Raw genomic sequence first — 13798 nt, 5'->3', positions numbered from 1 at the left:
CCTCCCCTCAAACTACAACATGCCATCGGTCACGAATTTCAGAAATCCAATCTGTCATTTTCCAGGTGTCATCACAAGGAACTGCACCTTTAACCCTGGAATATTTGCGTTTAACATAATAACCTTGACCTGGTGGCAGTACCTTCAGCCCAGCTGAACTGCCCCCAGATTCGGTATAAGGAATACGGAAGAACGAGAGATCGTTAGGGTCTAAAGTCCCGAACAACAATCCACTCTGGGAAGCCTTCACATCACTTACCCAGTCTGAACCAAACGTTGGGAAATCAGCTGGAACACCCGAAAGTATAACATGTATCCCGCGATCCCGTCCTTGACGAACAATCGCTCCCAATTGATCTTTCACATTAAAATCATTCAACTGCTTGGATAGGGTATCCGCATCATCGATGACAAGCACGATCTCCGGTCCACCCTTTAACTCGCCTCTTTTTAGAACTTCATCGTACAACTGTTGGATCACAGGCGCAAGCTGTTCTTCACGAGACACATGTCCGCGGACATGGGGCAAACTGCTGATCTCTCCCAGTCCTCCGGTACCATATCTCATATCTACCGTATATATTTGCACATCTTCAGGAGAAGCATGATACGCCAGAGATAACATCCATGTCAACAAAAATGTTGTTTTACCGCCCTCCATGGGACTAGTGACCATAAAATGCGGACCTTCACGCAGGTTCAGCAAGAAAGGCTCGAGATCATCGGTCAACAAGCCTACAGGAACATTCACCGTTGAGAATTCTCCTGCTTGGGCAAATGCCCCCGTACTTCCAAGTAAATCCTTGAGCTTCACTTCTTCAGGAAGCGGAGCAATCTGCGGAGCCTCTTCTCCTGTCCAGCTATCCCGAATCTCTGCGATCAACCCGCGGAGAGCAGACGAACGTTTCCCTTCATCCTCACCGGACGAAGGCAAAGCCGCTTGGAACATTAATGGTGGCACCTGTCCTTTTACAAGACCTCTGCCTGGTGGAAGCTGGCTTGGTGCCTTGGAAGGCCGTCCAACTGCGTAATAATAGTCACTTGGATCGGATAGTTCAAAGGAGACCGCGTTTGGTATGTTGCTTCTGAACTTCTCGAAGACATCAGTCACCCGATTCGCAGTCAGAATGAACGTGATGCCAAGACTTCCACCTTCACGAAGAATCGTTTCCAGCAGTTCATTCTCTTCTGGATAAGCATTACGGAATGATAGATAACCATCAATTACAACAACAATCTGTGGAACAGCAGCATGTGCTGTACGACGATAAGCCGAAATCGTTTTAACCCCTGCCTCCGAGATCATATCCTTGCGCTGTGCTGACAGCTTCAGAATATACCGGAAAAGCCGCTTGATACGATCCTCTTCTTCGGCCATCAGAACGCCACCGATCTGCGGCAGTCCTGTAAAGTCCTTCATCATCCGTCCCATATCAATAATGTATCCATGCCATGGATCCGTACGACGAGAACGTGCCAGTGACATCAGCAAAGTCTGGACAAACGTCGTTTTACCCAAACCAGGCATACCGTACACAATCAAATGTCCTTGATCTACGGGGAGTGCAAGAGGCATCTGACGCTGGTTAGGCAGGTCGTCAAGCAACCCAACCACCGGCTTCAATCCACTTGCTCCGCCGTCAAGCAGCAGCTCTCTGTGCTCTTCATCCTGCCAATCCGTCAGACTGTCCCATTCGAGTGTCTCTGGAAGGGGAGGCAGCCATGGACCAGGCAATCTTTTGATACCTGCATCTGCCGCAGACTGTGCCACATAATCAATGAAGACCTGTAGTTGTTTAGGAACATCTTCGCCTTTGAGGACTGCCCTGCGTTCGCCAGTCAAAAGCGGTTCTCTCTTACCGTTAAGACGCACTTCCATGACAGGCAGTACAGTTGATGTGTCCTCCTGCTGGTTATAAGGCGCACCACTCCAGGCAAACTGCATCTCCTCAAATACCTCATCACTGCCGACCTGGAAATATCCGCGGCCTGGCTTAGTAATCCATGCTGCATTAGGGATTTTAATCATATCCCGGCTGTCTCCCTCGCTCTGTACACGAAGACAGATGCGGAAACGGGAGTTACTCCAAATTTTGTCATCCACTACGCCTGCCGGCTTTTGAGTTGCCAGAATCAGATGGACACCCAGTGTTCGGCCAATAGCCGCAATACTAATCAACTCGTCCATGAATTCCGGCTGGTCCCGTTTCAATTGGGCAAACTCATCAATAATAATGACCAAATGAGGCAATGGCTGTTCGTGTCTGGAACGTAAAATCTTGTAATATTCATCAATGTGCTGAAGGTTGCCGGCATCATTCAATATCTTCTGCCTTCTGACCAATTCGGCACGAAGCGAGATGTTGGCACGTTCAATCAAATTGCCATCCAGGTTGGTGATCGTACCCACCACGTGAGGCAGGCCTACAAACGTATTGGACATCCCGCCACCTTTATAGTCAATCAACATAAAGGCCAGGTCATGGGGATGGAACTCGGCAGCCAGGGAGGCCACTATAGACTGAATGACCTCACTTTTACCGGAACCCGTCGTCCCTGCGATCAATCCGTGTGGGCCGTGACCCTGACGTTCAATTTTATCATGCAGGTTGATGGCAATTTTCTTGCCACCTGCGCGCACGCCCATGGGTACAGGAAGCGTATCCGGATATCGTGTCTGGCCCCAGCGGGTGATTACATCTAGGTCTTCAACACGTGAGGTGCCAAGCATATCAAATAACGGAAGGATTTGCGGGATGTCCGAAGCCGAAGATCGCTTCAACCGAATGGGAGACATGTAACGTGAGAGTGCCTCAGCGGTCTCTTTTGATATTACATCTGGTGTGTACGTCTGCTGTACAACGTCAGCATCTTCCGTTTTTTTGATGTACACGCCTTTGCCTTTGGATGCTTCCATGATCAATTGACAATGCATCGGAAGGGATTCCTTGCGGTTTGCCAAAATAATGGTACACACATCAATTTCCTGTGCAGATTCAAGCAATAATGGAAGAAGAGGCTCTTCTTCAATAAGCTGCGTGTCCGAGAGAACTACCACATAACATGGAGTCTGCACACTTTTTTTGTATCGGTCCTCTTTGTTGTTCCGACGACGGTTTAACACGGAAAACAAGCTGTCCGCCAATTGATGCGCACCGCTGTGCCTGTCGGCCATATAGCGTTGTCCCTGATCTTCATCCCAGATATGGGGTAACCAGCGCAGCCAGTCCCATTCCTTCGCTTCTTTTTCTTCATAAAAAGCAGCAAGCTTCAATTCATCCGGCGAATGCCGCACCGTGAGTTGTGAAATGATGACGCGCAGGGAAGCAAGCACTTCCTCCCGATTCCCCACCAATCCCATCACTTTCGACTGGAACAGCGGGAGTGTAATGGAAGCATCGGATACCGTCTCAAATTCTGCTGCAAGTTCATGAGCTGCCTCAATTAATTCATCTTTTTCATAACCATCCACTCGTGGGACCTGCAGTTTAATTCGGAATGGAATTTCTCCCGTACCGATCCGGACCTGCAAGAAATCGTCATCTTCCGGTGAACGCTCCCATAAGGAGCTGTTGCGATTCTTCACGACTTGAAGACAAACATTGGGATCACCATGAATTTCGTACAGGCTCTTGACCTGCTCGGCTTGAGCTTCCTTGAGCTCTTCACGGTGCTTATCCAGTTGTGCTCGGTACATGGCCTTACGTTCTTCGATTTTTTTGCGATACGTCTTTTTGTTACTCAGATACACAAAAAACGGAATGGTATATGACGTAAGCATCATCATGACAGTCATCATCTGAAACATCATAAAACTGGGGTTGCCCATTTTGCCCGTCATGTTGATATATACGTAGAATCCGATACTGACCATCGTCATCATGATCGGTATTATAATAGAAATCATTGAAAACGTAGGTTTGCTCGGCTCTGTTGGAGGTCTGAGAATTTCCAGCCTTTCTTCCTTAAGAACCGGTGTCATTCTTGGAGAACGTTGATATAACACATTCACGAAGAGAAGACCTCCTTATCATTGGTTCGATAATGAATGTATACGTCAAGTAACCTCATTCGTTGCTGTCCTGCTGAAATAATGAACGTCTTCCGTATACAGGTGCTTCTTCTGTAGTGGTGGAGAAAGCCCGCTGAACCCGTACACAGCTTCCTTGCCGCAGGCCCGTTTCCATCAGCTGCTGCGAGTTCTGCGGAGAGAACCACAGACCTTCGGGAAATTTGGCTTCAAGGATGTACTGGATACCATCACCAGGCGCCTGTCCAAAGATCCGAACCCCCAGCAATGTTTTTAAATGTTCAATCGTACACTCATCCGGGACTTCAATGTCGAACCATTCACCTTCCTCCCGGCCGGAATACACGGTAAGAATCATCATAATCCCTCCCATGGTCTCATATGTAAATTGTCCTAATGTCAAATTAAATCAAAAAAATGCGGATGAATCGTTATTCCAACCCTATTTTCTTACATTAACACCCTGTTTGCAATGTACAACCTGTATTTTTGTTACATATGACCCACATAATTATTAAAATATCGTCCGATGGACTCAGAACTTTTGAGGCATTAATCACGTTACTGGTTGCGAGGATGCGAAAACGCTTCTCTTTTTCCCATATAAATGGGAGAGAATATTCTGTATTCGGGACTTCCTATTCCTTCGTCCACAATCAAATTGTGAACACTTTTCAAACATTGCCCACCTTTATGTTTTCATAAGCTGATTTTAAGGTAATTTTAAGCATTGGAATTTAATATAACCAGTATGAAATAACTCTCGTGAGGTGATTTCTAGTGAGAACACTAATAACTTTTCAAAACAAATCAATCCCTGTATATTTCAATCAAGAAAACAAACAACCTATGCAAAAGACATTAAGACTGCTTAGCAGTGCCCTTGAGCATAAAATCAGTAATGGGAAACGTGCTTTGCAAAAATGTCTGCACTCTTTGATTAGCATTGAGATTGTCGGCTGTGAGGCCATTCTGCACAGCCGCAGTGAAAATGACTCTCTAGCCTTGTCACTTTATTAAAGCAGAGTCGGTAAAGAAATTGCATATGCAAGGAAAAAAGGAAGCTGTCCATGAAGACAAGCTTCCTTTTTTTGATAAAGGCAAGGTTCTCTATTTATTTTAATGTACTTTGCTGACAGCATAAGTAGTCTCATACTCCTCTGCAATTTCGGCTCTGCGGATCCGAATGACAAACAGCCGAACCAGATTGGCACGTGTATGCTCTTCCTGACAAGTGTTCAATTTTCTCAAAATAAAACGGTCAATGGACATGGAATTCAAGCCCCTTTACCTTTGGATTTACGGATCGGTACTCCCGTGTATCCATAAATAACCAGATTGGACGAGCCCCAAACAGGTTTTCCCTCGGATTTCTTCATGTCCAAATTGATGATGTAAAAACGTGCAAAAGCCCGCTACCTCAAGGTAGGAGCGGACTTTCGCATTCCATGTCGATCTATCTCGAACGATTGGTTTAATTGATGCCAGGATAATCCCGGTATTCATGCTGCAGACTGATCCAACGGGTACGTGTGAATTTCTCGATGGCCCAATCGCCACCAAAGCGGCCAATCCCGGAGGATTTTTCGCCGCCAAACATGACATGTGCCTCATCATTTACAGATTGGTCATTCACATGTACCATGCCGGATTCAATACTCTGAGCTACCCGGTAACCTCTCTCCAGATTGCTTGTAAATACAGAACCACTTAATCCATATGGTGTATCATTCGCCAGACGGACAGCTTCTTGCTCGTCCTCTGCTCGCATGAGGACGGCCACCGGACCAAACAGTTCCTGTTGGACAATATCCTGTTCAGGTTTGACATCCACAAGCACCGTCGGTTCCAACACACTGCCCTTACCTGATCCGCCATGAAGCAAACGCGCTCCCTCTTCCTGAGCAGTTTGAATCCATTCCAACAAGCGTTCTACTTCTTTTTCACGAATAAGGGGACCTATCATCGTTTCTGAATCTGCAGGGTCGCCTGTCCGTAAGCGCTTCGTTTTGTCCACGAACGATTTGACAAATGAGTCATATACGTCAGCATGTATGATGATCCGGTTGAGTGCCATGCAGATCTGCCCCTGATGAAGAAATTTGCCAAAAACCGCAGCCTCGGCGGCTTGCTCAATGTCTGCGTCTTCGAGTACCACCATTGCATTATTACCGCCAAGCTCAAGTGCTGTTTCTTTCAAATGTTCTCCTGCCAGCTTCCCGATCCCCTGCCCGACCTTGGTCGATCCTGTAAAGGAAATCACCTTGGGAATGGGATGAGCAACAAAATAATCTCCTATTTCACCGCCACTTCCGGCAACCACATTCAGGACACCTTCAGGTAATCCGGCTTGTTGAAATAAATCCGCAATCAACCAGCCTGCCGTAATTGGCGTGTCCGATGCCGGCTTAATAACTACACCATTCCCCAGTGCAATGGCCGGAGCAACGGAGCGAAGACACAAATGGAGCGGGAAGTTCCAGGGTCCAATGACGCCGACCACACCCTTGGGTTCGCGTATGACTCGGTTTTCTTTGCCTGGTGTGTTAGAAGGAATCAGCTCACCTTTCATTCGGTAGGGGAACGAAGCTGCTTCATCCACTATACGTTTCGCTGCGGCAAACTCCGATTCTGCCTTAATACGCGTACTCCCCGATTCTGTAATCAGCAGATTCAATATTTCTTCTTTGCGATCGGTCATCAAGGATGACACTTTTCGCAATATGCCTTCTTTTATACCTGGCAGGGACTTTCTCCATTCCAATGAACTTTTTTGGGCGGCTTCATATGCCCGATCTATGTCCGTCTTACTGGAAGAACGCCACGTTGCAATCACTTCGCCTGTATAAGGGTTCATGTTCTCCATCGTTTTCTCACCGGAGCCTTCAACCCATTCGCCATTGATATACTGTTTGGTCCAAGTTGCAGGTGTTTTCTCCATTAAAGTCATCTGGCTGCGCCTCCTAATCAAGATTAGATGTCCTTCTTCTATAAGAAGTGTAGTACTTCATTAACCTGATTAAAGATTGCGCAAACGCGTCACTGATGACTCTACCAATCCGACGGAGGCGCCTCCTGTCTGGCAAACTCATTCAGATTCTCCCAGCCGTAGGCTATCTCAATCAGATCTTGCTCTCCTATTCGTATGGGTTGTGTATGGACAGGACTTCCACCCATCTTTTCATAAAAACGGCATGCCGAATTTCGCTCCAATGCCCAGATCAACAGACCCTTCATGTCCAGAGAATGAAGATACCGAACAACTTGCACAGCCAGTTGCTGACCAATTCCCTTTTGCTGCACATCTTGAAGCAAATAAATGGCATACAACTCTGCATCATAAGGCAGCTTACCTTCGCGCTCCCTTCCTCCGCAGGCAAATCCGACAATATTCCCTCCCGGCTGTTCAGCCACCACCAGAATCTGATTTTTTTCGTCAGAGCGAATGGTTTGCTCCCATTGAGATATTCTTGATTCTGTAGTTAAATGATCCAAAAAATCATCCGGTACAATATTGCGATATGTCGTCTTCCAACTCTCTGTATGTACACGGGCAATTCCTTCTGCATCCCCTTCACGGGCTCGTCTTATCTGTACCAAAAACACTCACCTACCTCTCGGATTGTAGTGATTGTACATTATTATAAGCATGTCAATCCCATTCACCAAATATATCCACAAAATCCGATTTAAGAGAGAGTAGCGATCAGCCCTTAGGGCCGGATCGTTACTCTTGTGCCTACGGATACCTTGGAAGAGAGATCCAACACGTCTGGATTGTACATACGGATACATCCGTGTGATACAGACTTGCCGATAGATGAAGGTTCATTCGTCCCATGGATGCCATAATGAGGTTCAGATAACCCCATCCATAGAACACCAAAGGGTCCACCCGGATTTTCTTGTTTATTGACTATGGTAAATTCTCCGTTTGGAGTCTGCGTAAGCATCTTCCCTGTTGCTACAGGATACCCCTTAACTACCTGATCGCCATCTAGAAGATATAACATGTGATCGGACAGATCCACGATAATTCTGTATTCCGTCATTACGACATCCCTCCTGACCTATTCTATGCGGAAGCCATAAGGATGCCCGCCTAATTTAAGCCTCTTCCCAATCGTTCACTCTCCGGGCATGTTTGGGTTTACGTGAATTCGAAGGTTTGCTTGTAGCAGTCCGCCGCTTGGAAGCAACTGCTTCTTTCCGCTGCTGATACTGCAATTCCTTCTGCATTTTCAAGTAATTGTTTAGCCTTTTTTCTTCCAGAGACCCATTTTGAATGGCTTCGATAACAGCACAGCCCGCTTCACGTGTATGACTGCAGTCTACGAATCGGCATGCTTCTGCAAGTTGTTCAATTTCACCAAACGCCTGGGAAAGTCCATCATTGCCTTCATCCCACAGGTTCAGTTCACGCATTCCAGGTGTATCAATGAGCACAGCCCCTTGGGGCAAAACGAACATCTCCCGGTGGGTAGTCGTATGCCTTCCCCGACTGTCGTCCTCCCGAACGGATTGGGTAAGCTGCACATTCCGTCCCATCATCCAGTTGACAAGAGTAGATTTGCCACTCCCAGAAGAGCCCGTCAAGGCTACTGTGGTCCCCGGTTGCAGATAAATTTCAAGTGAAGCTTTCCCATAATCCTCAGCAGCCGACAGCGCAAGCACTTCAATACCTGGGGCAATTCCCTCTACCATTGACCTTTTTTCCTCTACATCAGTGCAAAGATCACTCTTGCTCAGAACGATGACTGGTCTAACCCCTCCATTCCAAGCCATCATAATATACCGCTCCAACCGTCTAAGGTTAAAATCATGATTAAGCGCTGCGACGATCAGCAACGTATCTACATTGGCAGCAATCAGCTGCTCTTTCGTTACCGACCCGGCAGCCTGCCTGGATACTCGGCTCTTTCTTGAGAGAATACCGTGAATTGTAGCCTCTTCTCCGGGCTCTCCCGTAATGGCTACCCAATCCCCTACCGCAGGAAGTGTCCCTGTCTCCAGGTTGTCATGACGCATACGTCCCGATACCCTTCCCCAGCATTCGCCACCGGCTGTAATAAGACGCTGCAATTGTCCGTGGTCGGCTATGACTCGCGCGGGTTTTCTCAGTTGCTGTTCCATCCCGGATTGCTGCCAAAATTCCTGCCATTCAGCAGACCAGCCGTACTTCTCCATGTAATTGTTCAAATTAGAATTTCCTCCTAAAATATGTTTTTATAACTACCTACCAATAATGTGAACGAGCCCTCCAGATTGGATTAAACGCAAATAAAATAAACCACGAGTGATAAACCACCCGCGGCAATTCGATGTTACAGAATCAAGATTTTCCTATAAGCACTATCCGCAGAATGTTACGTTTAACAACCTGCAGCATGCAATACAGGACACCCTTCTTTTCCGATAATCAAAAAAAGCCACGGGTGCGTCACCCGTGACTTCATCTGCACATGTAATCGTACGCTATACGAATGTGGACACACCTGTCCAATCCACATACATTTACATGCTTTGATCCGTTCCGGAGACGCTGTCCATATTCAAATTAACGTATACTGCCGTTAGGTTTGTCATATAACATCGCCTCCCTTGTAGATTTATCCAACATGTTACACACTGTACTCTGCTTTTGTCAAGCCTAATTATACGCTTCCTGTCTGATTTAATTTCATTGCTTTCATTTCTTTTATGATAATCGCTATTTTACCTGATCCCAGCGTGTCCACATTTCCTTCGGATTAAGCTCGTAGATCCCATCTTCCCGATACATAAATTGATGCATGATGAATTCACGGCGAATGGTGGCAAAATCCTCATGGTACGTACGTATAAATTCATTGATTTCTTTCTCCGTATACTTGCGTCCGAATTCAAGCTGTTCAACCAGATGACCAAGCACGATCAGCTTCTTCTTGTACTGCGCAGGAATTTGACGCAAGCGTCCATCTTTGGAAAAGAAATTTCGCATAACCGATGCTTTTAGCGTTTCGTTCACATCACTCATATCGGCTACCTCCTCCCTTTTAAAAATAAAGTCAACGGAAGCCTGAGCATGCTCCCGTATAAAGGATGGGTTAAGGGAGAAAAACACCGTATTTTTCTCTCTCCGTTCCTTGATCAATGCTGCTTCTCTCAACTTGGATGCGTGATGAGTAACTGTGGGCTGTGACAGATTCAGCTTCTCGGCAAGAGCCTGTCCGTGCAGTTCACCCTCAGACAGCAATAACAGCATACGAAGCCGGGTAGGATCAGCCAAGGCTTTGTGGTAAGCCACGATTTTCTCCAATTGCATAGGCGTCGCCTCTTTCGTTTAGATAAATATCTAATTTGATGTTAATCTTTTCTCTCAGGAAAGTCAAACCTGTTATTCGGAATTTTCTTCCGTCAATTCCTGGCGTGAACTGGCATTACATGACTATTTACGGTAGGATAATATTGCTTGAATGAAGGAGGAGTAAGAACATGGAAGATGTAATTATCATTGGCGGAGGCCCTTGTGGTCTATCTGCTGCCATCGAATGTGAACGGCTGGGTCTGTCAGCTGTCATTGTAGAGAAGTACAATATTGTCCAATCCATCTATCTGTATCCAACCCATATGCAATTTTTTAGCACAGCGGAACTGCTCGAGATCGGAAATGTCCCGTTCAGTTCGCCAAATGACAAACCTTTTCGCTACGAGGCACTCGCCTATTATCGCAAAGTAGCCGAACACTTCGGCCTGCGTGTTCATAATTATGAGGAAGCCCGCGAAATCAAACGTAGAGACGATGGAACCTTTGAAGTACATACGGTCAACCGCCGCGGGGAAAGCCTTGTTCATCAGGGACGCAATGTCGTTGTCGCAACAGGATACTTCGACCACCCGAATTACCTCGGTATTCCGGGAGAAGACAAAGATAAAGTGACTCACTATTTCCGGGAAGCACATCCCTACACCCGTACGCGTGTAGCAATTATCGGTGGCAGCAATTCGGCTGTGGATGCAGCGATGGAGCTCGTCCGTGTAGGCGCCCACATTGACATGGTATATAGGGGTACGGGTCTGTCCGAGCATATCAAGCCATGGGTACGCCCTCTATTTGAGAGCATGGTCCAGAAAGGCCGCATTACGCTCCATCTCGGTGCACGGGTTAATGAGATTTTGGATGATTCCATTCGCCTGCTTCATGCAGATGGATCAACAAGTGAACTTGATAACGACTTCGTTCTGGCTTTGACCGGTTTCCGTCCGGATCGCAAACTGCTTTCTTCCGTCGGCGTTGAAATGTCAGATGACCTGGACAAACCAGTGTACAATGTGGAAACGATGGAAAGCAGCGTACCAGGAGTTTACGTTGGCGGAGTCATCGCCTCAGGACGCAATGCCAATGAAGTATTCATCGAATCCGGTCGCTGGCATGGAAAATATATTGCGGAGCATATCGTAAGTCGGCAACGCGGGCAGGCTGAAGGGAATTGAAATCCATGGATATGACCTCTTTGCTGTTGCTCGTCTTTGCAGCACTTGGTATTATCAGCAGCAATACCCCTGTGACCGTAGCCATGGTATTTTTGCTCCTGTTACGTGTATTGAATGTGAACCAGGCTTTTCCCTGGCTTGAAAAATACGGACTAACGCTTGGCATCATCATCTTGACCATCGGGGTCATGGCGCCCCTTGCCAGCGGCAAGATGAGTCTGCAGACGATCGGGGAGTCTTTCCTTCACTGGAAATCGCTGCTTGCCATAGGTGTGGGCTTACTGGTGGCTTATCTGGGTGGACGGGGCGCTACGCTCATGAGCACGCAGCCAACCGTTGTTGCTGGGTTACTTATTGGAACCGTACTTGGGGTTGCCCTATTCAAAGGAGTCCCTGTAGGACCACTGATTGCGGCAGGGATACTATCCCTGCTGCTCGGCAAATCCTGATTGAAGTTGGGACTTGACATTCTACTGACTGGCTGTATTTCCCACCGTTGTATGATATACTACTATTCATGCAATTCATGCATCCATGTCCATAGCAGAGAAATCAATTTAATTTGTATTCGTTTGCATAACCAAATTGATTCACCTCGCAATTATTAATGGCCGCAGGAGGATTCAGGTACCATGTCACGTCAGTTTATTACAGAAGCCGTGATGGTGGCTATTTACGGTCAATTGCTCGCGCCACCCGCGCCTGTTGAATATATTGTTCCTTATACCACCGTCTTGGAGTTATATGAATTTCAGGTCAGCCCGGATCCCTTGATGGATAACCCGGCTGATGATCAGCATGTTAAATCAAAAATTAACGAGATTATTTCTTATTTTGAAGAACCGCTGAATAAGAAAAAGATTGAACGTGCCCTATCCGTTCCTTGGGCAAAAAGCCCGTCCATCCTGTTTGGTGATCAGGTGTCCATCGCTATTATCAATGCGGTGGATACAGCTCAGTATGGGGAGTATTTCGATCCGATTGAGACAGAGCTGCTGCTCACTTCACAGCGCCTGAGCATCCCCATTCTCACGGATCAGGTTGAACTGATTGCACGAATTATAGAGTCATCGGCCCCTGTACAAGTATTTGATATTGATGACTTTGATTTTGCGATGGACGAAGAACCGCTCGATCAGGTCTAGCTGATCTGAAGAGTTCTGTATGCGCATGTGATAATAGACCAAAGAAGCCTTCCCCCGTTGGAAAGGCTTCTTTGGTCTTGACGTTTAATCTAGTATTTTACCGTCAAGCAACATACGACTTAGACTATTCAGCACCGGAAGTGATTTCGGGTCAAAAAACTTCAACCCTGCCTCGCTGTTTACTCGCGACTCCACCAGATGATCCTGAATGATTCGGGCTCGGAACAGGGCGATCACATAATAATCTTCATCCCCGCTGGAATGCAGTTGTCTCAGGTCGGGACCCGAATGCAGTGTTTCAAGTGTCATGCTGTTTGCTGTCCATCCCGTCTCCTCCCACAATTCCCGATGAGCTGTATCTTCAATGGCTTCGCCAGGACGCATCTGTCCAACGGGAATACGCCAATGACCTTGCTCGGCGTGCTGGATCAACAACAATTCACCTCGTTCGTTTTCAGCCCAAACTGCAGCCTTCACCACAATATGGGAGCGGTGTGCAATATATTGGGCCAAATCTCGGGCTGGCGGATTCAATTCCTATCCCTCCTGTTCGAAGCCGGCAGAAGCCAGCGGTACAATCCATGCTTAGACACATCTCAATTCAGTTCCTTCACCTCGTTGCACAGGACGAACTGAAGGTATCGCGAGAACAACCCTGATTAGACCTCAGTATAACGATATTCGATATCTTGTCCTTCTTCCACTACATCGACATGCAGCTTGTGGCCCTTCAGGTACCAATAATCGTGATCTTCCATAAAAAAGCGAATCCCCGAAACTTCGGTTTGTTCAGCCGGGTGACGCGGTTCCTCAACAGCGATTCCCAGTGAAAAACCAGGGTGAAGACCTCCGCCGGAGCTATAACGCGCAAAGAATCGGATGCTGTCTCCTTCGTTCAGGTTTAGTTCCTCTTTATACCAGCGGGCAGCGCGGTCAGATACATGTATGGTACTCATTTGATGTCAGCTCCTTCTCTATATATATGTTACATCATATCGCTTGATGGGCTTGAGTTCAAACATTACACCACAGAAATAAACAAAAAAGAGCTGCTCATGTAATTGTGAAAAAAGTTTGACAGATCCCAAAAGGCGGTGTTAAGATGCAAACATACGAGATCCACATTCAATTTATTTCCAAAACAGAAAGG

At 46.8% G+C, this 13798-nt stretch carries 14 protein-coding genes; 4 read left to right on the top strand and 10 right to left on the bottom strand.

Features of this window, described 5'->3' with window-relative positions:
• Positions 1–7: 7 nt before the first annotated feature.
• Positions 8–4012, bottom strand: coding sequence for a type VII secretion protein EssC (essC, locus tag F4V51_RS11600; protein ID WP_153978066.1), 4005 nt, complete (start codon positions 4010–4012; stop codon positions 8–10).
• A gap of 55 nt (positions 4013–4067) precedes the next feature.
• Positions 4068–4388 (bottom strand): hypothetical protein, encoded by a 321-nt coding sequence (locus F4V51_RS11595; protein WP_062326145.1) that lies wholly within the window; start codon positions 4386–4388, stop codon positions 4068–4070.
• Positions 4389–4810: 422 nt separating this feature from the next.
• Between F4V51_RS11595 and F4V51_RS11590 the strand changes: the two genes are divergently transcribed.
• Positions 4811–5050: a hypothetical protein gene (locus F4V51_RS11590; protein ID WP_095287663.1), complete on the top strand. Its 240-nt coding sequence runs from the start codon at positions 4811–4813 to the stop codon at positions 5048–5050.
• Positions 5051–5149: 99 nt separating this feature from the next.
• Here F4V51_RS11590 and F4V51_RS28830 read toward each other — a convergent pair whose 3' ends face one another.
• From F4V51_RS28830 to F4V51_RS11565, 6 genes are all read right to left on the bottom strand, one after another.
• Positions 5150–5302, bottom strand: a complete 153-nt coding sequence (locus tag F4V51_RS28830) for a hypothetical protein (protein ID WP_167301694.1) — start codon at positions 5300–5302, stop codon at positions 5150–5152.
• Between the two features lie 202 nt (positions 5303–5504).
• Complete coding sequence (locus F4V51_RS11585) at positions 5505–6980, bottom strand: aldehyde dehydrogenase family protein (RefSeq protein WP_153978065.1); 1476 nt, start codon at positions 6978–6980, stop codon at positions 5505–5507.
• Positions 6981–7081: 101 nt separating this feature from the next.
• Positions 7082–7630 carry a GNAT family N-acetyltransferase gene (locus tag F4V51_RS11580; protein WP_162009925.1) on the bottom strand — a complete coding sequence of 183 codons (549 nt, stop codon included), beginning with the start codon at positions 7628–7630 and terminating at the stop codon, positions 7082–7084.
• Between the two features lie 113 nt (positions 7631–7743).
• Entirely contained in the window at positions 7744–8082 is a 339-nt protein-coding gene (locus tag F4V51_RS11575; protein WP_153978063.1) for a L,D-transpeptidase, read from the bottom strand.
• Between the two features lie 55 nt (positions 8083–8137).
• The gene (gene rsgA, locus F4V51_RS11570) at positions 8138–9229 is read right to left on the bottom strand and encodes a ribosome small subunit-dependent GTPase A (RefSeq protein ID WP_236146740.1); all 1092 of its coding nucleotides are present in this window, start codon (positions 9227–9229) and stop codon (positions 8138–8140) included.
• A gap of 511 nt (positions 9230–9740) precedes the next feature.
• Positions 9741–10334, bottom strand: a complete 594-nt coding sequence (locus F4V51_RS11565) for a DUF2087 domain-containing protein (protein ID WP_095358552.1) — start codon at positions 10332–10334, stop codon at positions 9741–9743.
• 170 nt (positions 10335–10504) lie between these two features.
• Between F4V51_RS11565 and F4V51_RS11560 the strand changes: the two genes are divergently transcribed.
• The 3 genes from F4V51_RS11560 to F4V51_RS11550 all read left to right on the top strand — a co-directional run bounded on the left by F4V51_RS11560 (position 10505) and on the right by F4V51_RS11550 (position 12648).
• Positions 10505–11503 (top strand): YpdA family putative bacillithiol disulfide reductase, encoded by a 999-nt coding sequence (locus F4V51_RS11560; protein WP_153978062.1) that lies wholly within the window; start codon positions 10505–10507, stop codon positions 11501–11503.
• Positions 11504–11508: 5 nt separating this feature from the next.
• On the top strand, positions 11509–11952 hold the full coding sequence (locus tag F4V51_RS11555) for a DUF441 domain-containing protein (protein ID WP_095287669.1): 444 nt from the start codon (positions 11509–11511) through the stop codon (positions 11950–11952).
• A gap of 183 nt (positions 11953–12135) precedes the next feature.
• Positions 12136–12648, top strand: coding sequence for an ADP-heptose synthase (locus F4V51_RS11550; protein WP_095287670.1), 513 nt, complete (start codon positions 12136–12138; stop codon positions 12646–12648).
• 84 nt (positions 12649–12732) lie between these two features.
• On the opposite strand, the gene F4V51_RS11545 is transcribed toward F4V51_RS11550, so the two are convergent.
• Entirely contained in the window at positions 12733–13182 is a 450-nt protein-coding gene (locus F4V51_RS11545) for an NUDIX domain-containing protein (protein ID WP_153978061.1), read from the bottom strand.
• 125 nt (positions 13183–13307) lie between these two features.
• Complete coding sequence (locus F4V51_RS11540; protein ID WP_095358555.1) at positions 13308–13604, bottom strand: HesB/YadR/YfhF family protein; 297 nt, start codon at positions 13602–13604, stop codon at positions 13308–13310.
• Between the last annotated feature and the right edge of the window lie 194 nt (positions 13605–13798).

The organism is Paenibacillus xylanilyticus (genome assembly GCF_009664365.1).
Classification (GTDB): domain Bacteria; phylum Bacillota; class Bacilli; order Paenibacillales; family Paenibacillaceae; genus Paenibacillus; species Paenibacillus xylanilyticus_A.
Note: the sequence above shows the minus strand (reverse complement) of the source record. Positions and strands in the feature narration are given on the sequence as shown.

Excerpts from the sequence above, each read along its gene's own strand:
- F4V51_RS11595 (WP_062326145.1), bottom strand. The coding sequence starts at position 4,388 with ATGATTCTTACCGTGTATTCCGGCCGGGAGGAAGGTGAATGGTTCGAC.
- F4V51_RS28830 (WP_167301694.1), bottom strand. The coding sequence starts at position 5,302 with ATGTCCATTGACCGTTTTATTTTGAGAAAATTGAACACTTGTCAGGAA.
- F4V51_RS11585 (WP_153978065.1), bottom strand. The coding sequence starts at position 6,980 with ATGACTTTAATGGAGAAAACACCTGCAACTTGGACCAAACAGTATATC.
- F4V51_RS11575 (WP_153978063.1), bottom strand. The coding sequence starts at position 8,082 with ATGACGGAATACAGAATTATCGTGGATCTGTCCGATCACATGTTATAT.
- F4V51_RS11565 (WP_095358552.1), bottom strand. The coding sequence starts at position 10,334 with ATGCAATTGGAGAAAATCGTGGCTTACCACAAAGCCTTGGCTGATCCT.
- F4V51_RS11560 (WP_153978062.1), top strand. The coding sequence starts at position 10,505 with ATGGAAGATGTAATTATCATTGGCGGAGGCCCTTGTGGTCTATCTGCT.
- F4V51_RS11555 (WP_095287669.1), top strand. The coding sequence starts at position 11,509 with ATGGATATGACCTCTTTGCTGTTGCTCGTCTTTGCAGCACTTGGTATT.
- F4V51_RS11550 (WP_095287670.1), top strand. The coding sequence starts at position 12,136 with ATGTCACGTCAGTTTATTACAGAAGCCGTGATGGTGGCTATTTACGGT.
- F4V51_RS11540 (WP_095358555.1), bottom strand. The coding sequence starts at position 13,604 with ATGAGTACCATACATGTATCTGACCGCGCTGCCCGCTGGTATAAAGAG.